Origin of the sequence: Pseudomonas fluorescens (assembly GCF_001648775.1) — a bacterium.
In the GTDB taxonomy this organism is placed as follows: Bacteria; Pseudomonadota; Gammaproteobacteria; order Pseudomonadales; family Pseudomonadaceae; genus Aquipseudomonas; species Aquipseudomonas fluorescens_M.
Genome location: NZ_LVEJ01000026.1, coordinates 89,552 through 115,548 on the forward strand (window position 1 = coordinate 89,552; position 25,997 = coordinate 115,548).

Sequence of the window (25,997 nt, forward strand, 5' to 3'; positions counted from 1 at the left end):
TCCAACGAAAACCTTGCGCAAAAACTAGCTCGCTTCGAACATCTGCTCGTCCACGTCGTACTTAACCACCACCCGATTCCGATACAACCTCACCCGCTCCACCAATTCCCCAATCTGCCCCTTCTCGCGCACTTCCCGCCAAATCTCATTCTCCCGATACACCCGCGCGCCCTCCCGCACAAACCGATGCGCCTCTTGAAACACGTGATAGCGATATTCCCTCACCCGATCACACAACAACTCCCCTTCGAGTTGTGTCTCGCCGACGTTCAACTTCAGTTGAAAGTGCCGATCCGTCGGGTTGTGCAGCACCAGATCAACGTAGTTGTAGAAAATCGCCGCCCCGGAACCAAACGGCAGCACCCGCCCTTCATCCGGAAACGGGTCGAAGCTGTGGTTGGAGCGCTCGACCACCATCAGCGGTGAATGAATGGCCATCCAGTGGATCAGGTTGCTCAGTTGGCAAATGCCGCCGCCTACCCCGCGTCGTGCCTCGCCGAAAGACAGTTCCATGCCTTCAACGTAGCCGCGCTTCACAGTCGGGCGGCCGACGAGGCGGCAGAAGGAGAAGTGTTCGCCGGGGGCGATGATCACGCCGTCGATGGCGGCGACGGCGAGTTTCAGGTTGATGACTTTGTTGTGTTGCAGGGCGAGGTCGGAGTCGCCGAGTTTGCGGATGAGTTTCGAGGTGTGTTTGAGGTAGCGAAACGGCAGCCGCTCGGCCGCCGCGACGGGCCGTGCGTAGCACTTGCCGGAACAGCGCCAGGAGATCTGGCGGAACAGTCTTTTTTGCCACACGCGCAGCCAGTAGAGGGCTGGGTGGTAGAGGGAAAGTGGTTTCATCCGTGACACAACGGCGATCGCCGTTTCTTCCTTGAACCGTAATAGGGGCGCGCATTTTAGCCGCTAATGATCTTCAGCACCCTGGTCATTTTCAGACAGGCTCAGCAGTCTCACTTCGACACACTCGGCCCCACCGCCCAACCCGCAAATTAAGGTTCGCCTAAGGTTGCCTCGCTACGATCACGGCCACGAAACCCTGTCGCCCTTGAATCGCAGATGAGTCCTCCCGACATGAAAGCGTTTGATTTACCAACCCAGCCAACGTCGAATTTCAGCCTTGTCTTGGTAAATTACAAAACCCCGGACATCACCAAAATGTGCCTCGAACTGTTGCGTGAGCATGTCCAGGCACAACGCATTCCGGTGTGGGTGGTGGACAACGATTCGGCGGATGCCAGTCTCGATTACTTGCGCTCGCTGGACTGGATCAACTTGATCGAGCGACCGTCGCCTTGCAAGGAAGCGGGTCATATTGCGCACGGTAAAGCACTGGATCTGGCGCTGGAAAAAGTCGAGACCGATTATCTGTTTCTGCTGCACACCGATACCTTTGTCTACGACAAGGATGTGTTTGCAATGATGATGCGCGAGTGCACGAAAACCCCGGACATGGCGGCGGTGGGTTGTGTCGAACAACTCAATCGCGGGATTGTTCGTGACACCTGGCGTTTAACTTCGCGCTTCTGCAAGCACTATGTTCGTAAAGCGAAAGTGCGTCTGGGCCTGCGTTCAAAACTGCCAAGACCATACAAGGAAACTCATCTGAAAAGTTTCTGCACATTGTGGAATGCGCGTTTGATGAAGTCCCACGGTCTGCACTTCTGCATGGATGACCAAGTGCCCGGTTACACGCTGCAAGATCGAATGGCCGGTATGGGCTACGGCATCAAGTTTCTCTCCCCGCGCAAGATTTTCAGTTATCTGGATCACATCCAGGCAGGAACCGTCGCCGCTGCCGGCACCTACGGGGAAAATCACCGGCGCACAAAAATGTATCAGGCCACGCTCAAGCGCCTCCAGGGGCAACCGGGCAAACCCGGGGTGCAAGCCTCGGTTTAAAATCCCGGCAAACAAAAAGGGCGACTTTAAAGTCGCCCTTTTTGTTTGCAAAAATTGTATACAACTACTCCGAAGAGGTGTTCGCCCAGTGTAATGGCCTGGCAATCCATGCACCGGTAAAGAGCCCTGACACTGGGCGAACGGGAAGGATTTTAATAGAAGTTGGCGCTTATGTCCTCATTCTTAAATGTAAAAATTATGTACGAAAAAGTTAATAGATATTTATCGACGATTGCTTTCGTGAAACTTTCAAGAAAACCAAACTGAACTAATAGTATGACTACTCTCATACAAAAACTGTACAAGAGCAGTCATTCTGTAGAGTTAAAGCTCAACTTTCGTGTTGACTGGTCACTTTTAAGATATCGGTGTAAGTGACAATAACGCTCTGGCCTTCTTTCAGATCTTTCAGTTTGGCTTGAATTTCAGGCTTTTTCACGTCGAGGACTTTCGATACGCCCGCCGGGTTTTGCAGGGTCACCTGATTTTTCTTCAAATCAATTTTGGTGATTTTCAGTTGTACCTGAACCTGACGGTACGCTTCGCCACCGGGGTTATCGCTGCCCGGCGCCTTACGCAACTCGCCGGTACGTTCGGTGGTGCCAGGCAGACCTTTATCCACATCGGTGTCGAGGTAAGCGGCGACAGAACGCTGAACCTGGATGGTGACCTGATCACCGGCCTTGAGATTGTCGAGGTTTTTCGCCTTGTCGCTGAGCTGAACGTGAACCGGCTTACCTTCGGCACCTTCGAGCACAACCTGATGGTTGGCGGCATCGACGGAGATCACTTTGGTGGTGACCTGATCTGCCTCAACAGTGGCGGACAACGGAATATCGGCAGCCAGGGCGCCGAAGCTGGTGGCGGACAGTACGGTTGCGAGGGTGATGGCCTTGGCCAGTGCGTCGAGCTTCATAAGCAATACTTTCCCTGTGATGAATGGCAGCGCCCGGCGCCGAAGTGGCTTCGGCGGCGGACGTGCCACTGAGCATAGACGCTGTTCAGGGCTTGGCCTTGGTTTGTGACGGAGAGGTTTGTGACGGAGAGGTTTGTGACGGCGAGGTTTGTTGCCTGGCGGTGTCCTGCGCGGTGGATTCGCCACTGGGCGTGCCTTTGCCACTGTTTTCCCGCTGTTTGGGATCGGTTGGGCGCAGGGCGTCGTTGTCGCGCTCGGTTTCGCCCGGTGGCCGGGGTTCGTCGGGGTGTTCGCCTTGGCTGATGGGTTTCATCGGTTTACTCCTCAGGCTTCGGGGTCATCGAGTTCGCGGGCGACATTGATCGCGGGGGAGTCCTTGTGCAAGTCATCGGCCTTGGCGCGCAGGAGTTGCCATTGCTCGAGATCGATGGCGCCCTGGCCGAGCATGTCGTCGGCGATGCGCTGCAGATCGAAATAATGCGCGTCGGGGGACTGCTGCCAGTAGGTTTCGTCGTCGAACAGACGTTGCCAGGTGGTCATGTCCGGGGGTTGCAGGTCGTCGCTCATGGGTGGGTCCAGAAGGGGGCGGTTTCTGGGTAGAGGGTTGTGCGGGAGATAGAGTTCCGGGCAGTTTGATCAGTGGTGACTTAACTGACGCCATCGCTGGCAGGCCAGCTCCCACAGGGTTGTGTGGGTCGCTGTCAGTACCCGGTCATTTCCAGATAGCCCTGGCCAGGATGGCTGCCGCTGATGTGCACCGGGCCTTCCCAGTACGGGATGCGCAGGTTCATCCACGCATTGGCGTTGAGCGCGTCGAGGGTGATGTCGAGGTGTTTGTCAGGAATGCTGATCGACCATTTCACCGGCATCGCGCGGCCGGCGACCTTGGCGGTGTCCTGCGGGGTGAGTTTGATCTGATCGCTGCGCAGGGTTTGCGTCTGGCCGTCAGCAGCGATCCAGGTACCGGTGAGGTACGGCGCGCCGTCCTTCTGGCGCATGCGGTAAAGCATCACGTGTTCGCCGCTGTCCAGGTGCAGGGAAAACCAGTCCCAGCCGGTTTGAATGGCGGTCAGCGGCTGGCTGCTCCACTCGCGATCGAGCCACGCGGGGCCGCTGACGGTGTAATTCTGGCCATCGATCTGCAAGGTGCCGCTGGCCTGAAAAAACGGCTGGCTGTAGTAATACGACGCCTGACCTTCTTCGGATTTCTGACTGAAACCCTTGTCGCCCTGCAACACCAACGGGCGACTGGAAGTCAGCCGCAGTTGATAGGCGAAATCCTTGTCCCGCGCGCTGAGTTGCAGATCGCGCAAGGGATCCTGCACCTGACTGGCAAACCGCCAATCGTCGATCCACGCCTCGAACGGCGCCAGCCGCACACCCGCCTGCCCCACTCCGCCGCGCGCATAGCGTTCGGCAGCGTGATGCACCGTGCTCGATGTCACCGCCGCGTGCCCCAGCCAGATCGTCTGATCAGCCCACCCGGCCTGCTCCGCCCCTGGTTTCAGCGCACTGCGAAACAGCGTCCACTGCACGCCGAATTCGTTACCCTGCTGATCCTTGAGATTGGCAGTGACGTACCACCACTCGATGCGAAAACCCTCATGCGCACCGTGATCGGCCGGAAAACTGAACACCCGTCCCGGCACCACCGGGGTAAACGCCAGCGCCTGATTGCCCATCCCGGCAAAACCCTTCTGCTCGGGCGTGGATTTTTCGCAACCACCAAGCAGCAGCAAAAACACCAGCACAACGAGGCTAATCCTCATGAGCAAACGTCCTCAACAGATCCGCCGGTTGCGTGCGGTACAGCGAGTACAGCGGCCATGCCGAAGCCAGTAACGTCGCCAACAACGCCAACCCCATCAACTGCAGCAATTGCCACGGGAACACCCGCAACGGCAGGCGCCAGCCAAACGCCTGCACATTGATCACAGCGTCCAGACACCAGGCCAGCGCAATGCCCAGTGGCAACGCCAGCACTAGCGTCAGCACCGCCAGCAACCAGGTCTGACCGAGATTGAGCAGCATCAATTGCCGCCGCGTTACGCCCAACGCCCACAGCGGTGCAAGTTGGCCGAGGCGACTTTGACTCTGGGTCAGCAGGCTGATGAACAGCGCCACACCCGCCACCGCCAGCGTCAAACTGTTCAAAGCCGCCGTCGCCGCAAAGGTGCGTTCGAAAACCTGCACCGACCAGCCCTTGAGCCGCGCCTGATCGACGATGCGGCTGTCATCGAGTTGAAAACGCGTCTGCAATGCAGCTAAAAATCCCGGGATGTTCTGCGGCTCAATGCGCAGATTGAAACGGTTCGGCGTCAATTGCGGCCAGCCGCGCAGCAGGTGATTGACGTTGACCAGCAAGTGCCCCTTGGGATTGCCGTAGTCGGCGTAGATGCCGACGACGCGCGGCGACCACGTGCCGTTAGGCGTGGGAATCGCCAGATGTTCGCCCGCGTGCAGGTTCAGGCGCCGGGCGAGTTGTTCGCTGAGCATCACCGCATCGTCCGTCGCCAGATGGGCCCACGGGTCGCCGCCAAGCGCATCGAGCAATGGCCAGTGCTGGCGATAGTGCGCGTGATCGATGATGCCGAACACCTCCGCCGGCCAACCCTGCAACGTCACCGCGACCTGCCAGTTGGGCAGCACTGCCTTGACGTTCGGCTGCTGCCTGAGCCAGCTGTACATTTCCCGCGACTGCGCCGGATTGCTCGGATTGATATACAACTCGGCGCTCAGGCGTTGTTCCAGCCAATCGGTGAAGGTCTGGCGGAAACCGGCGGTCATGCTCCCTGCGCCAATGTTGGCGGCGAGCGCCAAGAGCAACGCCATCAACGCCAGACTCAGCGCCGGCAATTGCTGGCGGCAGTCGGCGAGAAACCATTGACCGAGCACCGAACGGCTACGCCCGAGCAGTTGATTGAGGATCGCGCTGAGCAATACCGGCAGCGCCAGTGCGGCGCCGAGCAACAGCCCGGCCATCAAGACAAAACCGCTGGCCAGACTGTCACCCCAGATCAACGCCACCAGTGCAATCAACCCCAACGCTGCGGCCAGCCAACCCTGACGCCGCAGCCAACGCGCATATTGCTGATGCCAGGCTTGCGGATCGGCCACCGCCAGCAACGGCAGGCGTGCGGCACGCAACAGGCTGTTGGCCCCGGCGAGCAAAGCGCCAAGCAGGCTCAGACCGATGCCGCTGAACCACCACCAAGGGCTCAGGCGCAACTGCCCCGCCACTTCTGCGCCGTATAAACCGCGCAGGCTGGCGGCGACGTCCGGCAGCAACACACTGGCGAGCCAATAGCCGCTGATCACGCCGAGCAGCCCGCCGATCAGCGCCAGCGCACCAAGCTCGACGAGCAGGCAAAAGATCAACATTCGCGCACTGACCCCGCACGCGCGCAAGGTCCGCAGCAAGCCGCGCCGTTGTTCCAGCGCCAAGCCAATGGCTGCATGGACGATGAACAGACCGACCAGAAACGAGAGAAAACCCAAGGCGTCCAGATTGAGGTGGAAGCTCTCGGTCAGTCGCGCCAGATTGTTTTCTTCACCACTGCTTTTGAGCTGCAACAGACCTTTGAAAGAGGCCGGCAACTGCGCGTTAAAATCCTTGGGCAGCAACAGCCGCGACAACTGTCCCGGTTGTTCGAGCAGGGTCTGTGCGACGCCGATGTCCACCAAGAGCACGCCCGGTGCCATGTCCTTTTGCGCAAGCAACGGTGGCAGTTTCGAGCCGTTGAGTGTTGGCGGCGTGTCGCCTTCATGCAGACCCAGCGCATGCAGGGTTTCCGGGGAAATCCAGGTACTTCCGGGCGGCGTGAAGAACTCGACGACGCGCTCGATCGGCAGGGCCTGCCCGGCCACCGCCGAATCGGCGGGGAGCGACACCGGCTCAATGCCCATCAGTTGCAACCGCTGATTCTCAAACCCCTTGAGCAGCAGCCGCCCCTGCAACAGCGGCGACACCGGCCAACCCTGTCGACGCAGGTCAACGAACCATTGCTGCGCGAACGTCGCCCCATTCGGCGTGCTGAGGCTGGCCTGCGGTTCGCCGCCGATCAACTTGCTGGCCCGCGCGTAGCTGTCACGCGCCTGACTGTTCAGCGCTTCAACACCGGTGAGCAGGCTGGTCGCCAGCCACAACCCGGTCAGCACGCTGAAAAACTGCACCGGATGGCGCCGCCAATGGCTAAGCAGTGCGCGTAGCGTTTGCGCAAAGACGATCACGTCAGCCGCCCGTTGGACAACACCACGCGCTGGGCCAAACGCGCCGCGACCCGTTGGCTGTGGGTGACCATCAACAACGTGGTCGGCGTGTCATCGAGCAGTTCCAGCAACAAGCGCAGCACTTCGTCACTGGTCGCTTCATCGAGGCTGCCGGTGGGCTCATCGGCGAGCAGCAATTTCGGCTGCGAGGCCAGCGCCCGGCCCAGTGCAACCCGCTGTTGCTGGCCGCCGGAAAGCTGTTCCGGATAACGCTTGAGCAAATCGCCCAGGCCCAGACGCTGCACCAGATGCGCCTGCCAACGCGGCTCATGGCGCCCGGCCAGACGCGCCTGAAACGCCAGATTGTCCTCGACGCGCAAACTGCCGATCAGGTTGAACTGCTGGAACACCAGGCCGATTTCTGTGCGCCGCCAGTTCGCCAGTTGCGCCTCGTTCATGGCCTCCAGCCGATGTTCGCCGCTGCGGATGCTGCCGCTGTCGACTTTGTCGAGACCGGCCACCAGGTGCAGCAAGGTGCTTTTGCCGCTGCCGGATTCTCCCATCAGCGCCAGGCTGCTGCCGGCTTCCAGCGACAGGTCGACGCCTTGCAGCACCGGCAATGAGCCTTGCGGGGTGAGATAGCTTTTGAAGACGTTTTCAACGTAAAGCATGCCGCCACCTGATCGGTCAGTGTGGGGCAAGGATAGCGGATGGTGATGACAGACTTGAACTCAGCGTTGAATTGACCGGCCCCTTCGCGAGCAAGCTCGCTCCCACAGGTTGATCACATTTCAAATGTGGGAGCGAGCTTGCTCGCGAAGGAGTCGGTCAAACCAAAACTCACTGTCCCGCCGCCACACTGGTGGGCGCCTGCGCCGGCGTAACAATGCTCCCCAGATCAATATGCTTCCACTCAGGCTTGGCCCCCAGCCGTGCATTGAAGCGATAGTTGAACGTGAACTCATCCGCCGTCGGCACCGTCAGCGGCTTGCCGTACACCGCCTCGATCCCCGCCAGGTCGTAGCCCATCAACTGCAACAGCGTCGGGAAGATGTTGTAGTGGCTGGAGCGATCCTTGTTGGTCGCCAGTTGCGCCTGCCAGTCCAGCGTCTTCAACCCGCTGCCGGAAATCACCACCAACGGCACCAGCCCCTCCTCCTCCACCGGATCGCCACCGCAATGGGTGTTCAATCCCGGATTGCCGCGCTCATGCAAATCCTGGCCATGATCAGAGGTGTAGATCAGCAACGCATTGTTCAGATTGCCCTGGGCGAACACCCGCGCGAAAAACTCGCCGACGTTCCACAGCAGCGTGTTTTTGTAGGCGTTGCGGTACAGCAGCCAGTCATCCGGCTGGCCGTTGAAACCGGTGCGCTCGCCGGTGTCCGCCACTTCAGTGAACTGCCCGCGCGGCAAGGTCGGGCGGTACGCCATGAACGCGTCCGGGTATTTGTCGTGCACCGGGAAATGCGCGCCGACCTTGTTGATCACCACCAGCTGCGGCTGGTCATCGTTGAGCAACTCGATCAGCTTCGCCGCGGCCGCCATGTCGCGATCGCGCACGCTGGTCTGGTCGAATTGCACGAACTCGTCGATGTCCTTCTTCTCTGTGTCGGTCATCAGGTTCTGCAGATTGCCGCCGGTGCGCTGGGCGTCGATGTACACCGTGCGCAGCCCGGCCTTTTTCGCGTACTGCCAGATCGACGGCAGCGTGCTGTTGATGCGCATGTAGTCGGCGCGGGTGCCGCCGTAACGCAGGGTCACGTTGGTGTCGGCGCTGCAATTGGCGATGGACGCGGCGTAGCCGTAATTGAAGATATCGACGCCGGGACGCGCTTGCTTGAGGTTGCTGTGCACACCGAACGGCGCGTTGATGTCCAGATAATTGCCGGAGATGCTTTCGTCGATGATCAGCACAATGTCATGGCCGACAGCCTGCGAGCTGCGCGCCAGTGTCACCGGTTCACGCGGGCCGACGGTGTTGTGCAGCGCTTCATAGGCAAACAGGTTCAGGTAGGCCAGCGGCGTGTACATGATCGGCAAGCCACGGGCGCCCTCGCCCGCGCGTAAAAACAGCACCGCGCTCAGCAGCAACACGCCGGCAAAAGGCGCCGCCACCCGCAAGGCGTTCGGCACGACCAGCGAATGCCGGGGTTTGAGACCGATGCCGAACAACAACAGCAAACCGCTGAGGGCGCCCTGCAGGATCGCGTCCCGATACTGGTACGCCGCTTCCTGAATGAAACCGCCGGAATACACCAGCGAGACAAAACTGCTGTAGCTCAGGTAATCCGCGGTGACGCGGGTGTACACGTCAAAAAACACCGCCGAGGCGAACATCGCCAATGCGAATAAATGTCGAATGAGGGTGTGCCGTATATAGGCCGTTAGATATAACGCTAAAGTAAGCGCCAAAAACATCGCGCCAAAAAGAAGTACAGAAAAACCGAGGCCGATAGCATTTAACCGATCAATGTAATATTCGGAATAAAGCAGCAAATAAATAATTAAAAGCAGTTCTTTCAAATATCGAAACATGGCCATTCCGGTCGCGCAAAATTCGCGTCGAGTCAATCGTTTGTCGGTCAAAATCTGACACTAGCACCCGGCCATCAAAGCGCAAGAAATGGCTGACTTTCTGGCAAAGCGTCAAAAAACCGATGACTCAAATCTGACACACTCAAGTTGCTGAAAGCCTTTAAATTCGCGGCTTTCGACCGTCCATCGTTTTCTTTGAATTGTGAAAAAAGCGTCAAGGACGGGACAAATCCAGCAATAGCAAGCACTTGATGGCCAATCGCCCCCAAAAATGGGGCTGTTATACAGGTGCAACATGTCATTTTGCTGACACGCTTTTCAAACCCTGCGCTATACCCCTTTTGACAGTCTCATTTTGAACTTCTTCTTTTCGCTCTATCGAGGGTGCGCAAATGGACGTGAGCGTATTTGGCACGGGCTATGTTGGACTTATTCAAGCCGCCGCACTTGCAGATGTCGGTCATCGGGTTTTGTGCGTTGATATTGACCCGAACAAGATTAAACAACTGCAACAAGCGGTGCCGCCAATTAGCGAGCCAGGTTTGTCCAGCACTCTTGAGGAGAACATCAAGGCCGGCCGTTTGCTGTTCAGCACCCAGGCCAGCGATGCGGTCGAGCACGCCGAGCTGATTTTCATCGCCGTCGGCACCCCGGCCGATGAGGATGGCTCGGCCGACCTTAGCCACGTGCTCAACGTTGCCCGGCAAATTGCCTCGCACATGGAAGCCGATCGCACCCTGATCATCAAATCCACGGTGCCGGTGGGCACGGCGGATCAGGTGCTGGCCACGGCCAACAGCGAATTGCTCCGCCGCGGCAAAGCCGACCTGACCGTGCGTGTGGTCTCCAACCCGGAGTTCCTCAAGGAAGGCAGCGCCCTCGCCGACTGCATGCGCCCCGACCGGATCATCGTCGGCACCCGCGACGACGCGGCCCGCGAGCAGATGAGCGAGCTGTACGCGCCGTTCTGCCGTAACCACGAAAAACTGATGTTCATGGACAACCGCAGCGCCGAGCTGACCAAATACGCGGCCAACGCGATGCTCGCCACTCGCATCAGTTTCATGAACGAGTTGGCCAACCTCACCGAACTGCTCGGCGCCGACATCGAAGCGGTGCGCAAAGGCATCGGCTCCGACCCGCGCATTGGCTACCACTTTATCTATCCGGGCTGCGGCTTCGGTGGCTCGTGCTTTCCCAAAGACCTGCGCGCCCTGCTGCACACCGCCGAACACAACGGCATGCCGCTGAAACTGCTGCGCAGCGTCACTGACGTCAACGACCTGCAGCGGCACATCCTGTTCAGCAAACTCAAAGCACAGTTTCCGCAAGGTCTGGCCGGCAAATCCATCGCGATCTGGGGCCTTGCCTTCAAGCCCAATACCGACGACATGCGCGAAGCACCGAGCCGTTATCTGATGGATGCGCTGTGGGCCGAAGGCGCCAGCGTGCAGGCCTACGACCCGGAAGCCATGTCCGAATGCCGGCGCATTTACGGTTACCGCAATGACCTGCACCTGTGCGCCACCCGCGACGACACCCTGGAAGATGCCGATGCGCTGGTGATCTGCACCGAGTGGAAAAACTTCCGCGTGGTGGATTTTGAATTGCTCGCCGACAAGCTGCGTTCGAAGGTGATCATCGACGGGCGCAACCTCTACAACCCGGAACAAGTGGCCGCTGCCGGCCTGCACTATAGCGGCATTGGCCTGCGCCACATCGCCCCGGAAGGGGCGCGGCCATGAAGATTCTGGTCACCGGTGCGGCCGGTTTCATTGGTGCCCATTGCGTGTTGCGGCTGATGCGCGACGGGCACTCGGTGGTCGGCCTGGACAATTTCAACGCCTACTACGACCCGCAACTCAAGCACGACCGCGTGCAATGGGTGCGCGAGCAGGTCGGCGATTTCCAGCTCGCCACGGTTGACCTGGCCGACGCCTCGGCCCTCGAAGCGCTGTTTGTGCGCGAACGCCCGCAAGTGGTGATCCACCTCGCCGCGCAAGCCGGGGTGCGCTACTCGCTGGACAATCCACGGGCGTATCTGGACAGCAACCTCAACGGTTTCCTGAATATTCTGGAGAACTGCCGGCATCACCCGGTCGAGCATCTGGTCTACGCCTCGTCGAGTTCGGTGTACGGCGCCAACCAGCACACGCCTTATTCGGTGAAGGACGGCGTCAATCACCCGCTGTCGCTGTACGCCGCGACGAAAAAAGCCAACGAGTTGATGGCGCACAGCTACAGCCATCTGTTCGGCATTCCCAGCACTGGCCTGCGCTTTTTCACCGTGTACGGGCCGTGGGGCCGGCCGGACATGTCGCCGATCCAGTTTGCGCGCGCGATCACCGACGGCACGCCGCTGAAACTGTTCAATTACGGCGAGCATCAACGCGACTTCACCTACATCGACGACATCGTCGAAAGCATTTCCCGTCTCACCGATCATCCGCCGCACGCTCATCCGGAGTGGGATCGTGAACACCCCGACGCCGGCACCAGCATGGCGCCGTGGCGCCTGTTCAACATTGGCGGCCACCACCCGGTGGAACTGAAAACCTATCTGGCCCTGATGGAGAAACACCTCGGTCAGAAAGCCATTGTCGAGCTCTTGCCCCTGCAACCGGGCGATGTGCTCAACACCTGTGCCGAGACCGACGACCTGGTCCAGGCCACCGGATTTCAGCCCCGGATAGAGCTGGATGAGGGCCTCGGGCGGTTCATCGCCTGGTTCCGCGACTACTACCCCACTGCCTATCGCCCACGCGCCGCTCGCGGCTGAACATCAGCGGAGGACTCTATGACTGGACATGAAAAAGGTGTGCCGATCCAACAATTGCAGCGAGACAAGCGCATGGATCCGGAACAGCGAATGCGCCTCGACGCGGCGATTCACCGCCAGGGTCGCGGTTGGTTCACCGGCCGCGATGGTGGTCGCCCATGGCAACTGTCGCGCACTAATCGTGTGGTCGCCTGCCTCGGTGCGCTGACCATTCTGCTGCTGATTTCGCCGCTGCTGATCGGCCTCGCGCTGACCATCAAGTTCACCAGCAAAGGCCCGGTGATGTTCGTGCAGAAACGCACCGGTTATCGCGGTCGCAAGTTCGGCATGTACAAATTTCGCACCATGGTCGCCAACGCCGAAGAATTGAAAGAGTCGCTGCGCCACCTGAACAAGCACGGTGCCGACGCCATCGACTTCAAGATTGACCAGGACCCACGCATCACCGGCATCGGCGGTTTTCTGCGGCGTACCAGCCTCGATGAACTGCCCAACCTGATCAATGTAGTGACCGGCGACATGCGCCTGGTCGGCCCGCGTCCGACCTCGTTCAACGCCTACCGCTACAAGGACAGTCACCTCGCCCGTCTGGCGATCTACCCCGGCATGACCGGCCTCTGGCAGATCTCCGGGCGCAGCAATATCGACTTCGACCAGCGCGTTGAGTTGGACCTCAGCTACATCGCCGAGCAGAGCCTTTTGCTTGATCTGAAGATTCTGTTGAAAACCCCCTTCAAAGTATTCAGCGGCCACGGAGCAAGCTAATGGACGGTTCAACCAACAAAAGCCTGAGCATTGCCAACCCCAGCGAATCGAACCTGACCTCGACCGTGCTGGATCTTGATCTGCGGATCCTGTTCCTGACCGCCGCCAACCCCGGCGCCGGCACCACCACCAGTGCGCTGGCGCTGGCCAGCCAACTGGCACAAATGAGCAGCGGCCAGGTGTTGCTGGTCGACGCCAGCCAATCGGCGAGCAACCTCACTCAGCAACTGAACCTGAGCAAGGAGCGCGGCCTGCGTGACCTGCTGTTCAACCCGGACAACTCGCCGCTGTTGCAGGACTGCGTGGTGCAGGTGTCGAGCCTGCCCTTCCACGTGCTGCCCAATGGCCGGCCGATCCGCACCATGGAACACCTGACCGCCGAGCGCCTGAGCCCGTTGCTCGATCAATTGGGCAGCCAGTACCGCTTCGTGGTGATCGACGGCGATGCGGTGTACTCCGCCGCCGACACGTTGGTCATCAGTACTCAGGTCGATGGCGTGGTGTTTGTCGTGCGCGCCGAAGACACCCGCTGGGAAGTCGCCCAGGCCGCCGTGCAACGCCTGACTCAGGCTGGCGCGAAAGTGGTCGGCAGCGTGTTCAACCGGCGCAAGTACTACATGCCCAAATGGCTTTACAAAAACCTCTAAGCGAACGCGAAGGATGACGCCATGAACGCCAAGATTCTTGTGCTGCTGATGCTGCCGCTTGCAGGTTGCTCGAGCACCTCCGAAACCCAGAACATGCCGGTGAATATCCTCACCGCCACCCCGGCCAACGCCCAGGCCACCGATATGCCGAAGATCGAGCAGACCCTGCGTCCGCAGGACGTGCTCGATGTGATCTTCCATATCAGCACCAGCGGCTCGGACGCCTACCGCGTGCAGTCGGGTGACCAGATCGGCCTCAACTTCACCGCCGCCAGCCAGCTCAACGGCAATCAACTGGTGCTGCCAGACGGCACCATCGAACTGCCGGGCGCCAACACCTCGGTGAAAATCGCCGGGCTGACCAGTGATCAGGCGCGCGAAGAAATCCAGCGCGCCTATCAGCGTAAACAGCTGTTCCAGCCCAACCGCAATCAGCTGACCGTGCAGATCATCAGCCCGCTGACCAATGAGCAGAACCTGAAAAGCGCACTGAATCACCCGGCCACCGGCATGAGCCGCGAGATCACCGTCGGCACTGACGGCTACGCGAGTTTCCCGGAAATCGGCGCCGTGCCGCTGCAAGGCATGACCGTCAATCAACTGGAAACCTTCCTCAACAAAAAATACGCGCAACTGCCCGGCCGCATGACCGTCGATGTGCTGCTGAAATCCACCGCCGGCAACGAAATCTATGTGCTCGGCGAAGTCGGCCAACCGGGTTCCTACCCGATCCGCCGGCCGGTCTCGGTGCTTGAAGCGTTGACCCTGGCCCGTGGCACCAACGTCAAGGCGCGCCTGGATTCGGTGGTGATCATGCGCCGCAACGGCAATCAGGTGCAGGCGGTGCGTTACGACGTCGAGAAAGCGCTGTCCGGCGATGCTTCGCAGATTGCGTATCTGCAACCGGACGACATGCTCTACGTACCGAAAACCAAACTGGCCAGCGCCGGCGAACTCGCCCGCCAACTGGCCGACGTGGTGCTGTTCCAGGGCGTCGGGTTCAGCTTCGGCTACCGCGTCGACAACAAAGACAGCAACAACAACTGACTCTCAGGTGACCGACATGAATCCAAAGGAAAACTACCTGCATGAGTTCTTCAGGATCTTCTTCGCCAACAAGCAACTGGTGAAACGGGTCTTCCTGATCTTTGCAGTCATCGCCCTGCTCCTGCCGCTGGTGCTCAAACAGAGCTTCGATATCACCGCGCAGGTCATCGTGCAGTCGAAAAAACTCTCCCAGGGTGACGCCACCACGTCGCTCACGGTGGACAACGCCACGTTCATTCCGCCGTCGCTCGCGGACATGGAAACGGAAAGCAATATCCTCCGCTCACCGGCGCTGATCCGCCAGACCATCAGCGAACTGCGCGACAAGGGTGAGTACACACCTTCGCCGGGCATCTTCAGCAAACTGGTGGCCGAACCGTTCAAGCGCTACATCAGCTCGCCGCTGCGCCAGTACGTGATCAATCCGGTGCGCAACGTGCTCGGGCTGGAGACCGACCCGGTGCGAGACACCGCGCTCGATGCGTTGACCCAGCAAGCTATCGACAGCCTGAAAATCGAGACCCTGCCCGGCTCCAACGTGATCTCGATCGTCTACAGCTTCCCCGATCCGCATCAGGGCACGACGTTTGTTTCAGCCTTGCTGCAGAACTATCTGTTCAGCCGTCAGGCGCTGCAATCGATCGATCTGCCGCAGTCCTTCTACGAGAGCAAAAAGCATCTGTATCAAGTGCGTCTCGATGGTCTGGAAGGTAACCGTCAAGCCTTGCTGGAAAGCGTCGGCGCGTCGGATCCGAAGGAAGAAATCACCTTCCGCCTCAATGCGATCAACACCGAAGAGCAAGCCCTGAACCTGTATCAGGATCGCCTGTTGCAGAGCCAGCGCTGGCTCGAATACCTGAAGACCGCGCTGGCCGCCGCGAGCACTAACAAGCTCAACGACTACACCTTCCCCTACACCTTCACCACCACCGTCGACAACGTGGCGTTCGAGGACCGGGAGATCAAGCAAATGGGCGAGCAACTGACCACCCAGGTCAGCCGCTACATGAATGATCTGGCGGTGTTCCAGCCTGGCAGCGAGCCGATGCTGCTGACCCGCGAACAGATCGCCCGCACCCGCGGCCAATTCCTCAAAGTGGTGAGCAACCGCATTCAGGAACGCACCAACGATCTGGCGGTGGTCAAGCAGGTGATCGATCAGAAAACCGCGCGCATCGCCGAGTTCAAGAACCGCATCCACGAGTTGCAGCAGACCCAGAGCAAACTGCGGCAGATGGACACCGAGATCGATGCGCTGCACGCCGCGTTCTCGACCTACGCCCAGCGGTTTGCCGAAAGCAGCACCACGCGCTCGCTCAGCGACGACCTGTCCAACGCCCGGGTACTCAGCCCGCCGTTCGAACCGACCGAAGCGGCGTTCCCGAAACCGGGCCTGATCATTCCGTTCGGCTTGTTCACCGGGTTGTTGTTGGCGATTGCCCTGGTCTACGTGCGTGAGTTCTTCGATCACCGTTTCAAACACCCGGCGCAAATCAGCCACGAGCTGGGCGTACCGGTGCTGTTGGTGATCAACGACCAGAACGCGCTGCCGAGCAATCCGCACAAGAACTGGACGGTGCCAAGCTTCCTGCACTGGGTGCGTAATTGAACACCGCACCCTCCCCGACTGCCGCGCTGCCGATCATTCATTTGCTCAGCAGCGGCGGCTTCTATGGGGCCGAGCGCATGTTGCTGGATCATTGTCTGGCGACGCCGGGGCAGCATCAGGTGCTGTTTCTCGACGCGCCGCCAGAACTGATCGCGCGCTTTCGTGAGGCTGGGGTGGATTGTCGCGGCTGTGCCGGGCTGGGGGATTTGCTGCGGCACTTGCGTCAGCGTCGCGGTGAAAAGCCGCTGATCAATACGCACAATTTCAAAGGGCTGTTGTTCGGTTGGGTCGGGGCGACGCTGTTGCGCCTGCCGCTGGTGATCACCCAGCACGGTTTTACGCCGCGCAGCCGCAAGCAGAAGTTCTACACCTGGCTGAGCCTGCAACTGTGCCGCACGGCGTCGGTGGATCGGGTGGTCTGCGTGGCGGAAAGTATTGCCGCGCTGCACCGTCAGGCCAGCGTCCGGGCGGAAAAATTGCAGGTGATTCCCAACGGCTTGCCGGCCGCTGCGGCCATGGTGCCGGATGCCGATCGGCAACGCTGGCTGGCCGGATATGTTGGCCGTTTGAGCAGCGAGAAAGGCCCGGATCTGTTTCTCGATGCCTTGATCCCACTGTGTCACCAGCATCCGCAACTGGATGCGGTGATGCTCGGCGATGGCCCGGAACGCGAGGCGTTGCAAGCGCGGATCGACCGCACCGGTTTGCAGCAGCGCATTCGTTTGCCCGGCTACCAAGTCGCCATGCAACCGTGGTGGCAGCAACTCGATGCGCTGGTGATCAGCTCGCGCACCGAAGGCACACCGATGATTTTGCTCGAAGCCATGCAGGCCGGGGTGCCGGTGGTGGCGTTCGCGGTTGGCGGGATTCCCGATGTGCTGGAACACCGGCACAACGGCTTGCTTGCCACGCCCGCCGACAGCGCGGACCTCGCCCGCCAGCTCGACACTTTGCTGAGCGAGCCGAAACTGGCCCGGCAATTGCGCGACAACGCAAAACGCACGCAACAGGATCGCTACGACCTCAAGGCCCTGGCCGAACGCTGGTCGCAGCTGTACATCCGCACGGCACGGGAGGCACGCGCATGATTTTCCCGCTCTCGATCGTCAGTTTGCTCGGTCTGGTCTGCATCGCTTTGTTGGCCAGCCCTTATCCGTATCTGGCGCCGGGTGCGGTGCTCGGCCTGGTGGGTTTCGCGGTGTTGTACCGCAAACCGACCTGGGGCCTGCTCGGGATTGCCGCGCTGGTGCCGTTTGAAGGCTTCTTCAAGGACAGCTCATTGTCCGGGAGCAAGCTCATCGGGGCGTCGCTGGCGGTGATTCTGATGCTGCAACTGGCGCTGCACCAGATTCCCTCGGAGCGCCTGCGCAGCAATATCTGGCGCTACTTGATCTGGTTCATGGTTCTGTACTTCCTCAGTCTGCTCAACACCGATGACATGGGCATGTCGCTCGGCCATTTGCGTGAACTCAGTGTGGGTTTGATTCTGTTTGTCATCACCCTGTTGATCGGCCGCGAGTTGAACCTCGACCTGTTCGCCCGCCTCGTCACTCTTGCCGTCAGCACCACGTGTGCGATGGCGATGTTTTCGACCAAATTCCAGGATCAGGGCCGCGCCGCCGGTTTGCTCGAAGACCCTAACGCGTTCGCCCTGCTGATCGCGTTTGCCGTGCCGATGGGGCTGTTTTTGGTGATCCGCAGCCCGAACCTGTTGCACCGCTTGTTCTGGGGTGGATGCTGCCTGCTGTTGCTTGGCGGTATGACTAAAACCGAATCGCGCTCCGGTTTGGTGGTACTCGCGTTGAGCCTGTTGATCGGCTGCTGGCATTACCGCACGCAACTGACCCGGATTCGCCCTCGCCATTTGGGTTTTGCCATGCTCGGCGCGGCCATCGTGATTCCGCTGGCGATCTACGCGATGCCGGCCGGTTACCTCGCGCGCATCCAGTCACTGAGCGTATTGAGCGCCGGCGCCAAGGGCCACAATGACGAATCCCTCGGCCGTCGCGCCTCGTACATCGTCGTCGGCAGCCAGATGATCCGCGAGAACCCGCTGCTCGGCTCCGGCCCCGGCACCTTCCCACTGCACTACGCGACCACCGGTTACGCCAAGGCGTTTTCCGCCAACCGCAAGATCGGCGACCTCTATCGCCGGGCGCACAACACGTATCTGGAAATCTTCAGTGAACTCGGCGTGCCTGCCGGGCTGTTGTTCGTCGGCATGCTCGGCCTCGGTTTGTACAACCTGATTCGCGCCCGCGCTGCGTGGATGTTGCGCCGCGATGCGTATCAGGCGGATCTGATGACGCACCTCGGCGTGAGTTTCCTGTCGCTGACCCTGTTCCTGATGTTCCTCAGCGCACCGAACCAGAAATACGTGTGGATCATGCTCGCGCTGACCAGCGTGCTGCGCCTGAAAGCCGAGCAAGCAGCGCTGACCACGGAGGCCAGGGCATGAGCCGGATCAGCATCGTCATCCCGATGTTCAACGAGGCCAGGCATATTGGCCGGACCTTGCTCGCCGCGCAAAAAGCCGCGTTCGCCGCCAATGTCGAATGTGAGCTGATCGTCGTCGACAACGGCTCAAGCGATGATGGCCCGCACATTGCCCGCCAGTTCGGGGCGCAAGTGCTGGAGCTGCCGGGGTTGTTGATCGGCACGCTGCGCAATCGCGGCACGGCCATTGCCAGCGGTGAATGGCTGGCGTTCATCGATGCCGACATCGAAATGCCCGAAGACTGGCTGAAGCCGTTGTTCGACATCGAGGCCAGTGGTCAGGCCGACGTCTTCGCGCTGGATCTGCACACCCCCGCCGAAGCGCCGTGGTACGCCACAGCGTGGCAAAAACGCACGTTGCGTGTGTCTTCGCAAACCTCCCACGCCGTGGATTGGCTGCCCAGTGCCAACCTGCTGATGCGCCGTCGCTGGTTCGACAAGGTCGGCGGTTTCAACGAAAGCCTGCGCACCGGTGAGGACAAGGAATTCACCCTGCGCCTGCACGAACACGGCGCACGACTGCTGTCGATCAACAACAGCGTCGCCTTGCACTGGGGCTACGAAATGAACTGGCGTGAGTGGATGGGCAAGGAAATGTGGCGCCAGGGCAGTCATCTGCAACTGCTGCGCACCCACGGTTTCAGCCTGCGCCTGCTGCGCTTTCCGATGCTGTCACTGTTTGTGTGGTTGCTGGATTTTCTGGCGATCTCGGCGCTGCTCGACGGCTTCCCGCATCACGCGGCGATCATGGTCGCGATTACCAGCGTGCCGGGGCTGGTGCTTAGCCTGCGCCAGAGCGCCAAACACCACGATATAGGCCTGACCCTGCAACTGTGGGGCCTGCACTGGGTACGTCTGCACCTGGCCGGCGCCGCGTTCATCTTGAGTCTGTGTCATTGGAACGCCAGGAGGCCTGCCCGTGGCTGAGTTCATTTTCTGGATGTGCCTGTTGCTGCCGGTTTACGCCTACGTCGGCTACCCGCTGCTGCTGACGATTCTGGCGCCATTGTTCCCGGCCTGGCGTCATACACCGGCACCGCCGCTGAACGTCAGCATCGTGATTGCCGCGCACAATGAAGCGCGGCACATCGAACACAAATTGCGCACGTTGCTGGCGCAGGATTATCAGCCGGCAACCCTGCAGATCATTCTCGCCAGCGATGGCTCGACCGATGACACCGTGGCGTGCGCGCACAAGATCGTTGATCCGCGTATCACCGTGCTCGACCTGCCACGCCAGGGCAAAGCCGCGACACTGAATGCCGGCGTTGCCTTGAGCACGGGCGATATTCTGGTGTTCACCGACGCCGACAACCAATGGTCGCGCGAGACCCTCGGTTATCTGCTCGCGCCGTTGAATGATCCCAACGTCGGCGGTTGCGCCGGGCACATGGTTATCCCCGTGACCGGCGGCGGCTTGAGCGTTGGCGACAGTCTCTATCGGCATTACGAAGGCTGGCTGCGCCGGGTCGAGAACCGCACCGGTTGCATGGTTTCCGCCGACGGTGCTCTGCTCGCCTTGCGCCGCGAGTTGTTCCAGAACGTGCCGGCCGAGGTCAACGACGACTTTTTTATCAGCACCTGCGCGCCGGTTGCGCACAAACGCATCGTCTATGTGCCGGAAGCGCAAGTGATTGACCATGGCGTCGATGAGGCGGACAAACAATTCCGCCGCCGTCAACGCGTCACCGTCGGCGGTCTGCAAAGCCTCGCGCAGCGCCGTGAGCTGCTCAATCCGCTGAAATATGGCCTGTATTCGATTGCCTTGATCAGCCACAAACTGATCCGCCGACTGGCGCCGATCCTGTTGCTGCCGCTGTTGCTGAGCAACTTCTGGCTGTGGGACGACCACGGTTTCTATCGCCTGGCCCTGATCGCGCAATTGTTCGGCTACGCCATCGCGATTGCCGGGCTGCTGGATTCGCAACACCGTTTGCCGAAACCCTTCCGCCTCGCCGCGTTTCTGCTGGTCACCCTCGCCGGGATGAGTCTCGGCCTGTGGCAGTTCCTGCGCGGTCAGCGGTATGCCCAGTGGAATCCGGAACAGAACCGTTAAGAGGAGCGAAGCCATGGCGATCAAACAATTACTCAAACGCACCAGTGGCTGGCTCTATCTCAACTCTTCCGTGGGCCGCAACCAGTTGCACGGCGCCGGAGTGATTTTGATGTTGCACCGGGTGCTGGCCAACGACCGCGCCGCCGACCTGCCGCACCGCAACGAACTCTGCGTCGGGCCGAAAGCCTTCGAGCATTTGCTGGTGTGGCTGCGCAAGCATTTCGATTGCGTGCCGCTGATGGAAATCCTCCAGCCCAACTCACTGCGTACCGAACGTCCACGGGTGGCGCTGACCTTCGATGACGGCTGGCGCGACAACGCGGTCAACGCTTTCCCGCTGCTGCAAAAACATCAGGTGCCGGCGAGTATTTTTCTCTCCACCGATTTCATCGGCAGCCGTCAGCGCTTCTGGTGGGAGAGCCTGGGCGAAACCCTGTGGGGCAGCCATGGCGACAAGGCGCGGATGCATTTGATCGAATGCCTGCACGCGATGCACCACCCGTTGCCGGTGTTGCTCGACGACATCGATGTCGACCGCCGCAGCCTGGCGCTGCTGCATTACCTGCAAGGGCTGAAGAGCATTGATCCGCAGGAGCTGGAACGGCTGACCGACGAATGCCCACAAGAGTCGCAACCACAGGCGCTGGACTGGCATCAGGTGCGCGCGCTGGAAGCTTCCGGGCTGGTGCGTTTCGGCCCGCACGGCGCCAGTCACGCGATTCTCACCGGCCTCGACGATGTGCGCCTGGACGAAGAAATCAGTCGCAGCCGCGATGCCCTGCACAACGGCTGCAACCGGCCGCTGCCGGTGTATTGCTACCCCAATGGCGACAACGATCAACGCGTGCGACAACAGATCGCCAGCCATGACTACCCGTTTGCGCTGGGCACCGGCACCGGCATTTATCGCGGCGAAGGCGATCCGCTGAACCTGCCGCGGTTCGGCGTCAGCCAGCGCACCGCGCGCAATCCGGAGTTGCTGTCGTGGCGGATTTTTCGCGGGGCGCGGCCATGAGCCGAGGTCACTACCTCAAACATTTGGCGCTGAGCATGGGCACCAAACTGGCGATGATCGCCCTGCGTTTGCTGCGCAACGTGTTGCTGGCGCGGATTCTCGGGCCGAGTGAGCGCGGGCTGTTTGCGCTGCTCAGCACCCTGCCGGACTTGATCAGTGCGGCCACCAGTGGCGGCTTGAATTCGGCGGTCGGTTATCAGGCAGCCAAGCAACGGCCGATGGGGTTGTTGCTCAGTCAGGTGTTGGTGTTCGGCTGTCTGCTCGCGGCGTTGCTGACCTTGCTGGTGGTGGCATTGGTGCGCGAATTCGGCACTGAGCTGGATATAACCATGCAGCTTGGCTTACTCGCCTGGCTGTTGCTGCTGGCGGTGCCGTTGACCGTTTTGAAAAGCGGCTTGCTGACGCTGCACAACGCTTCGGGTGGCGTGGTTGCGTTCAATGCCCTGCGTCTGGTCGAGTCGCTGGCGCCGCTGATGCTGTTTCTCGCGCTGTTCTGGATGTGGAAAAGCGCTGCCCTCGAAGCTGCGCTGATCAGTTGGCTGGCCGGCATCAGCCTGGTGGTGCTGGTCGGTTGGGTCTGGCTCAAACGGGCGCAACCGTTGCAGTTGCAATGGGATCGCGCCAGCCAGAAAGAACTGCTGCGCTACAGCGCGCGCAGCCATCCGGACCTGCTCTTCCAGCAAGTGATCCTGCGTTCGGATTACCTATTTATCGGCGCCCTGCTCGGCAGCACCGCGCTCGGCCATTACGCGATGGCGAGCGCCGCCGCCGAATTACTGCTGATCGTCCCGGAGGCGGTGACCACGCCGCTGATGAAACGCCTGCTGCAACAAGACGAAGGCATGGACAAAGTCACGCCGCTGGCCCTGCGCTTGACCGCCACGGTGATGCTCGGCGCCTGCCTGACCATGGCGGTGATTGGCGAATGGCTGATTGTCACGCTGTTTGGTGCAGCGTACCAACCTGCATATCCAGCGCTGCTCGCCTTGCTGCCGGGGCTGTTGGGATTGTGCTACGCGAGCATCTTGCGGCTGGATCTGCTGGGCAAGAATCGTCCCGGCACGGTGTCGTTGCTGATGGGTCTGGGCGCCCTGCTCAATCTCGCTTTGAACCTGGTGATGATTCCGGCTTACGGCATTGTCGGCGCAGCGGCCGCGTCGTCGATTGCCTATCTGGCGGTGACCGTGGCGATGCTGGTGTTGTACTGCCGTTTGAGCGGCGTACCGTTCTGGCAAACCCTGATTATCCTGCCCCGCGACGTCACGCCGATGTGGCTGATGCTGCAACGCCGGAAAACCGCATGAAAGGCCTGGCCCTGCTGCTCGGTCTCGGCCTGTCGCTGGACGCCTTTGCCGCGTCGATGCGTTGGGGCGAGATTCGCGATGGCAGTCTGTATCTGCAAGCGGATAGGCCGGACACGGTGACCGTGCGCTGGACGCCGGCGTGGCAGGCTGAGGCCAATGAAGAGCATCTGTATCTGCTCGATGGCCAGGGCAAACTGGCGGGTGATCGGTTTATAAAATCCAGTGAAGTGCGTGGCACTCAGAGCTGGCCGCTGTTGCCCGGCGCAGCCAGTTATCGACTGGAAATTCCCGGCTACAGCTTCCGCAATTATCGCGTCGAACATGATGAGCGTACGGTCGCGTTGTTCGCCCCGGCGAAAGTGCATTTCAGCGCCGATACGCACAATGGCGATGAACTGTATTTCAAAGTCGCGCCGGGGGAGCACGCGGTGCTGGCCGGCAAGTTTCATGGTGGCGTCAGTGGTTTGCAGGCGCAGCGCGTCGGCGACGATCAGCAACTGACGCTGGCGCTGAAACCCTATCGCGCCTATTGGCAGTTCGATCAGGTCGCCCTGCCGGTCAGCGAACGCGAACAAGTCTGGCGCCTGCGTCTGCAAGGCAGCGGCAAAGCGGCGTTCTGGCTGGATGGCACGGCGAACCTGTTTGCGCAGAATCCGCAGCAACTGAAAGCGCTGCGCGAAGACGCCGGGCAAACCCGTTTGACTCTGCACGACAAAGTCCTCGGGCGCACGCCGGATCTGGGCATCGCCCTGCCCTACGTGATGCCGCCGCCCGCCAGCCATGCCGCGCTGGATGCGCTGAAACCGACGGCGGCGAGTTACTACAGCTTTGTCGATGTGACGGCGAAGAATCCGCACTTCGAAGATGCGTTCCGCAAGATCTATCAGGAGCGCTTCGGCATCAAGCAGGACATCACCCTGCTGGCCGGCAGTCAGCGTCAGGCGGATTTGCGCGCTGATGTGCAAAGCAACAGCGGCCTCGACGCGTGGCTGGCCGGGACGCGGGCGCTCGGTGGCAAAGGCACGCATTACATTGGCTTTGCCGACGAGCCGAACCTCAATTACTCCAGCTACGCGCAATATCAGGCGATTTTCGCCAGCATGGCCCGGCAGGTGCGCAGCGATCCGGCGAATGCCAAGGCTGGCGTGCGCATCGCCATGCCGGCCAGTTCGCGGCTGGTCAACGGGCCCTTCGCCGACAACGCGGCGGGCAAGCGCGGGATCGATTGGGCGCGGCGTTTGCTCAGCGAATCCGGCGATCAGGTCGATGCACTGGCGTGGCACGAATGGATGATCCGTGACCTGCTCGCCACCCGCGTCTACCGTGACAGTGTGCGCCGCGCCGCCGACCTCGTTGGCCTCGACGGCAAAGGTCAGCCGCGCAAAGCCTTGCTGCTCGATCAGACCAATCTGTCCAGCGGCTCCAGCCTCAGCCCCTACGATCAGGAAACCCACTACGCTTCGCTGTGGTGGGCGTCGGTGGTGATCAACGCTTCGCAGGATGGCTTGCTGAGCATGCTCAACTGGTTCCAGGCGGCCGATGAGCCACAGTATCCCAAGGGAATGTTGCGGGTCTTGGGCGACGATCGTTTCGAACTGAAACCGGTCGGTCTGGCCCAGCAGTTCATTGCCCAACACTGGCTGCATCAGGTGTTGTGGCTGGAAAACGATGCGTTTGAAGTCGATGTGCTGGCGATGGCCGGCGACGCTCAGCGTGGCCTGCTCGGCGTCAACAAAGGCACGCGTTTGCAACGGGTGGATTTGAGCGGTGCGAAATGCCCACTGAACAACGGCGCCCTGCGCTACTTCGGCGCCGATAATCGCAGCCGCGACGCACCATTTGCCTGCCGCGATGGACGCGTCAGCTTTGATTTGCCAGGGCAGACCTTGTTTGCACTTAGCTGGATCGCGTCATGAAGCCAATTCCGATTATCAGAACATGTAAGGCGAACATCGATCTGTGGCGAGGGAGCTTGCTCCCGCGCCACAGTCGTTCGCTTTGCCGGAACGCCGGAGTAAGCACAATGGGCATCGTCAGCAAACTCAACCAACACATCAAACAGAAAGGCCTGCGCGCGACCCTCGCGAAAGCGTGGAAGCACTGCATCTTTTCCCATCAGGAACTGCTGTGGATGGAGCGCGATCTGGTCAGCCCGGTGCCGCCGCACAGCCTCAAACCCTACCCGCCGCTGCGGGTGGTGAAAATTACGCCAGACAACGCCAGCGCCTTCGCCCGTTACTTCGGCGACCGCGTCGGCACCATGGCCGAACTGGCCAACGAGGGTCACACCGGGCACATGCACCTGGACGATCAGGGTGATGCCGTGGCGTTTATCTGGGGCAGTTCGCGCGACTATTTCGACCGCCATTACTACGGCTGCATGTTCCCGGTGAAACCCGGCGAGTTCTTCGAATTCGGCGGTGAGCTGACCCGCGCCTATTGGGGCACCGAGCTGTCGGTGGACCTGCAACTGGAGCTGTGGAAAGCCATGGCCGCGCAAGGTTGCGACAAGGTCGTCGACGTCTGCGAGTTCCACAACATCCCGGCGCTCAAACTGCACCTGCGCATGGGCTACACCGAGCAAAACCGCATCATGAATGTGTACACCCTGTTCGGTCGCTGGCGCTTCTACCGCGAAAGTCGCTACAGCGGCTCGCGTCTGGATGCGTTGCGCAAACCGTCCCGTCCACCCGTTACAGCCACGGCGGCCTGAG

At 60.6% G+C, this 25,997-nt stretch carries 23 protein-coding genes; 15 read left to right on the forward strand and 8 right to left on the reverse strand.

Annotated elements, in window-relative coordinates:
* Nucleotides 1-24 precede the first annotated feature (24 nt).
* Nucleotides 25-843, reverse strand: coding sequence for a VanW family protein (locus A8O26_RS23275; protein WP_064120064.1), 819 nt, complete (start codon nt 841-843; stop codon nt 25-27).
* A 231-nt stretch (nt 844-1,074) separates the two neighbouring features.
* Between A8O26_RS23275 and A8O26_RS23280 the strand changes: the two genes are divergently transcribed.
* Complete coding sequence (locus tag A8O26_RS23280; protein ID WP_064120065.1) at nt 1,075-1,902, forward strand: glycosyltransferase family 2 protein; 828 nt, start codon at nt 1,075-1,077, stop codon at nt 1,900-1,902.
* A 331-nt stretch (nt 1,903-2,233) separates the two neighbouring features.
* On the opposite strand, the gene A8O26_RS23285 is transcribed toward A8O26_RS23280, so the two are convergent.
* The 7 genes from A8O26_RS23285 to A8O26_RS23315 all read right to left on the reverse strand — a co-directional run bounded on the left by A8O26_RS23285 (nt 2,234) and on the right by A8O26_RS23315 (nt 9,565).
* The gene (locus tag A8O26_RS23285) at nt 2,234-2,818 is read right to left on the reverse strand and encodes a hypothetical protein (protein WP_064120066.1); all 585 of its coding nucleotides are present in this window, start codon (nt 2,816-2,818) and stop codon (nt 2,234-2,236) included.
* 85 nt (nt 2,819-2,903) lie between these two features.
* Nucleotides 2,904-3,131, reverse strand: a complete 228-nt coding sequence (locus A8O26_RS23290; protein WP_064120067.1) for a hypothetical protein — start codon at nt 3,129-3,131, stop codon at nt 2,904-2,906.
* 11 nt (nt 3,132-3,142) lie between these two features.
* The gene (locus A8O26_RS23295; protein ID WP_064120068.1) at nt 3,143-3,385 is read right to left on the reverse strand and encodes a hypothetical protein; all 243 of its coding nucleotides are present in this window, start codon (nt 3,383-3,385) and stop codon (nt 3,143-3,145) included.
* A 134-nt stretch (nt 3,386-3,519) separates the two neighbouring features.
* Nucleotides 3,520-4,587 (reverse strand): lipocalin-like domain-containing protein, encoded by a 1,068-nt coding sequence (locus A8O26_RS23300; RefSeq protein ID WP_064120069.1) that lies wholly within the window; start codon nt 4,585-4,587, stop codon nt 3,520-3,522.
* Entirely contained in the window at nt 4,577-7,048 is a 2,472-nt protein-coding gene (locus A8O26_RS23305) for an ABC transporter permease (protein ID WP_064120070.1), read from the reverse strand. Before A8O26_RS23305 ends, A8O26_RS23300 begins: the two co-directional genes overlap by 11 nt.
* Entirely contained in the window at nt 7,045-7,698 is a 654-nt protein-coding gene (locus A8O26_RS23310) for an ABC transporter ATP-binding protein (RefSeq protein ID WP_064120071.1), read from the reverse strand. The genes A8O26_RS23305 and A8O26_RS23310 overlap by 4 nt, the downstream gene beginning before the upstream one ends.
* 169 nt (nt 7,699-7,867) lie before the next feature.
* Nucleotides 7,868-9,565: a sulfatase-like hydrolase/transferase gene (locus A8O26_RS23315; RefSeq protein WP_064120072.1), complete on the reverse strand. Its 1,698-nt coding sequence runs from the start codon at nt 9,563-9,565 to the stop codon at nt 7,868-7,870.
* A 392-nt stretch (nt 9,566-9,957) separates the two neighbouring features.
* Here A8O26_RS23315 and A8O26_RS23320 point away from each other — a divergent pair, with 392 nt between their 5' ends.
* The 14 genes from A8O26_RS23320 (at nt 9,958) to A8O26_RS23385 (ending at nt 25,996) form a co-directional block, all read left to right on the forward strand.
* On the forward strand, nt 9,958-11,310 hold the full coding sequence (locus A8O26_RS23320) for a UDP-glucose dehydrogenase family protein (protein WP_064120073.1): 1,353 nt from the start codon (nt 9,958-9,960) through the stop codon (nt 11,308-11,310).
* Complete coding sequence (locus A8O26_RS23325) at nt 11,307-12,344, forward strand: NAD-dependent epimerase (protein WP_064120074.1); 1,038 nt, start codon at nt 11,307-11,309, stop codon at nt 12,342-12,344. Before A8O26_RS23320 ends, A8O26_RS23325 begins: the two co-directional genes overlap by 4 nt.
* An 18-nt stretch (nt 12,345-12,362) precedes the next feature.
* Nucleotides 12,363-13,109, forward strand: a complete 747-nt coding sequence (locus A8O26_RS23330; protein WP_064120075.1) for a sugar transferase — start codon at nt 12,363-12,365, stop codon at nt 13,107-13,109.
* On the forward strand, nt 13,109-13,756 hold the full coding sequence (locus A8O26_RS23335; protein ID WP_064120076.1) for a CpsD/CapB family tyrosine-protein kinase: 648 nt from the start codon (nt 13,109-13,111) through the stop codon (nt 13,754-13,756). The genes A8O26_RS23330 and A8O26_RS23335 overlap by 1 nt, the downstream gene beginning before the upstream one ends.
* Nucleotides 13,757-13,777: 21 nt before the next feature.
* Nucleotides 13,778-14,803: a polysaccharide biosynthesis/export family protein gene (locus tag A8O26_RS23340; RefSeq protein WP_064120077.1), complete on the forward strand. Its 1,026-nt coding sequence runs from the start codon at nt 13,778-13,780 to the stop codon at nt 14,801-14,803.
* 16 nt (nt 14,804-14,819) lie between these two features.
* The gene (locus A8O26_RS23345) at nt 14,820-16,412 is read left to right on the forward strand and encodes a GumC family protein (RefSeq protein ID WP_064120078.1); all 1,593 of its coding nucleotides are present in this window, start codon (nt 14,820-14,822) and stop codon (nt 16,410-16,412) included.
* Nucleotides 16,409-17,500 (forward strand): glycosyltransferase family 4 protein, encoded by a 1,092-nt coding sequence (locus A8O26_RS23350; protein WP_064120079.1) that lies wholly within the window; start codon nt 16,409-16,411, stop codon nt 17,498-17,500. The genes A8O26_RS23345 and A8O26_RS23350 overlap by 4 nt, the downstream gene beginning before the upstream one ends.
* Nucleotides 17,497-18,870, forward strand: a complete 1,374-nt coding sequence (locus A8O26_RS23355; RefSeq protein WP_064120080.1) for an O-antigen ligase family protein — start codon at nt 17,497-17,499, stop codon at nt 18,868-18,870. Before A8O26_RS23350 ends, A8O26_RS23355 begins: the two co-directional genes overlap by 4 nt.
* Nucleotides 18,867-19,835 (forward strand): glycosyltransferase, encoded by a 969-nt coding sequence (locus tag A8O26_RS23360; protein ID WP_064120081.1) that lies wholly within the window; start codon nt 18,867-18,869, stop codon nt 19,833-19,835. Before A8O26_RS23355 ends, A8O26_RS23360 begins: the two co-directional genes overlap by 4 nt.
* On the forward strand, nt 19,828-20,964 hold the full coding sequence (locus tag A8O26_RS23365; protein WP_064120082.1) for a glycosyltransferase: 1,137 nt from the start codon (nt 19,828-19,830) through the stop codon (nt 20,962-20,964). Before A8O26_RS23360 ends, A8O26_RS23365 begins: the two co-directional genes overlap by 8 nt.
* Nucleotides 20,965-20,977: 13 nt before the next feature.
* Nucleotides 20,978-21,979: a polysaccharide deacetylase family protein gene (locus tag A8O26_RS23370; protein WP_064120083.1), complete on the forward strand. Its 1,002-nt coding sequence runs from the start codon at nt 20,978-20,980 to the stop codon at nt 21,977-21,979.
* The gene (locus A8O26_RS23375) at nt 21,976-23,283 is read left to right on the forward strand and encodes an oligosaccharide flippase family protein (protein ID WP_064120163.1); all 1,308 of its coding nucleotides are present in this window, start codon (nt 21,976-21,978) and stop codon (nt 23,281-23,283) included. Before A8O26_RS23370 ends, A8O26_RS23375 begins: the two co-directional genes overlap by 4 nt.
* Complete coding sequence (locus A8O26_RS23380) at nt 23,280-25,199, forward strand: hypothetical protein (RefSeq protein WP_064120084.1); 1,920 nt, start codon at nt 23,280-23,282, stop codon at nt 25,197-25,199. Before A8O26_RS23375 ends, A8O26_RS23380 begins: the two co-directional genes overlap by 4 nt.
* A 107-nt stretch (nt 25,200-25,306) precedes the next feature.
* The gene (locus tag A8O26_RS23385; protein WP_064120085.1) at nt 25,307-25,996 is read left to right on the forward strand and encodes a hypothetical protein; all 690 of its coding nucleotides are present in this window, start codon (nt 25,307-25,309) and stop codon (nt 25,994-25,996) included.
* Nucleotide 25,997 lies beyond the last annotated feature (1 nt).

Excerpts from the sequence above, each read along its gene's own strand:
- A8O26_RS23290 (WP_064120067.1), bottom strand. The coding sequence starts at position 3,131 with ATGAAACCCATCAGCCAAGGCGAACACCCCGACGAACCCCGGCCACCG.
- A8O26_RS23360 (WP_064120081.1), top strand. The coding sequence starts at position 18,867 with ATGAGCCGGATCAGCATCGTCATCCCGATGTTCAACGAGGCCAGGCAT.
- A8O26_RS23295 (WP_064120068.1), bottom strand. The coding sequence starts at position 3,385 with ATGAGCGACGACCTGCAACCCCCGGACATGACCACCTGGCAACGTCTG.
- A8O26_RS23330 (WP_064120075.1), top strand. The coding sequence starts at position 12,363 with ATGACTGGACATGAAAAAGGTGTGCCGATCCAACAATTGCAGCGAGAC.
- A8O26_RS23315 (WP_064120072.1), bottom strand. The coding sequence starts at position 9,565 with ATGTTTCGATATTTGAAAGAACTGCTTTTAATTATTTATTTGCTGCTT.
- A8O26_RS23285 (WP_064120066.1), bottom strand. The coding sequence starts at position 2,818 with ATGAAGCTCGACGCACTGGCCAAGGCCATCACCCTCGCAACCGTACTG.
- A8O26_RS23335 (WP_064120076.1), top strand. The coding sequence starts at position 13,109 with ATGGACGGTTCAACCAACAAAAGCCTGAGCATTGCCAACCCCAGCGAA.
- A8O26_RS23385 (WP_064120085.1), top strand. The coding sequence starts at position 25,307 with ATGGGCATCGTCAGCAAACTCAACCAACACATCAAACAGAAAGGCCTG.
- A8O26_RS23300 (WP_064120069.1), bottom strand. The coding sequence starts at position 4,587 with ATGAGGATTAGCCTCGTTGTGCTGGTGTTTTTGCTGCTGCTTGGTGGT.
- A8O26_RS23370 (WP_064120083.1), top strand. The coding sequence starts at position 20,978 with ATGGCGATCAAACAATTACTCAAACGCACCAGTGGCTGGCTCTATCTC.
- A8O26_RS23325 (WP_064120074.1), top strand. The coding sequence starts at position 11,307 with ATGAAGATTCTGGTCACCGGTGCGGCCGGTTTCATTGGTGCCCATTGC.
- A8O26_RS23380 (WP_064120084.1), top strand. The coding sequence starts at position 23,280 with ATGAAAGGCCTGGCCCTGCTGCTCGGTCTCGGCCTGTCGCTGGACGCC.
- A8O26_RS23375 (WP_064120163.1), top strand. The coding sequence starts at position 21,976 with ATGAGCCGAGGTCACTACCTCAAACATTTGGCGCTGAGCATGGGCACC.
- A8O26_RS23345 (WP_064120078.1), top strand. The coding sequence starts at position 14,820 with ATGAATCCAAAGGAAAACTACCTGCATGAGTTCTTCAGGATCTTCTTC.
- A8O26_RS23275 (WP_064120064.1), bottom strand. The coding sequence starts at position 843 with ATGAAACCACTTTCCCTCTACCACCCAGCCCTCTACTGGCTGCGCGTG.
- A8O26_RS23340 (WP_064120077.1), top strand. The coding sequence starts at position 13,778 with ATGAACGCCAAGATTCTTGTGCTGCTGATGCTGCCGCTTGCAGGTTGC.
- A8O26_RS23280 (WP_064120065.1), top strand. The coding sequence starts at position 1,075 with ATGAAAGCGTTTGATTTACCAACCCAGCCAACGTCGAATTTCAGCCTT.
- A8O26_RS23355 (WP_064120080.1), top strand. The coding sequence starts at position 17,497 with ATGATTTTCCCGCTCTCGATCGTCAGTTTGCTCGGTCTGGTCTGCATC.
- A8O26_RS23320 (WP_064120073.1), top strand. The coding sequence starts at position 9,958 with ATGGACGTGAGCGTATTTGGCACGGGCTATGTTGGACTTATTCAAGCC.
- A8O26_RS23310 (WP_064120071.1), bottom strand. The coding sequence starts at position 7,698 with ATGCTTTACGTTGAAAACGTCTTCAAAAGCTATCTCACCCCGCAAGGC.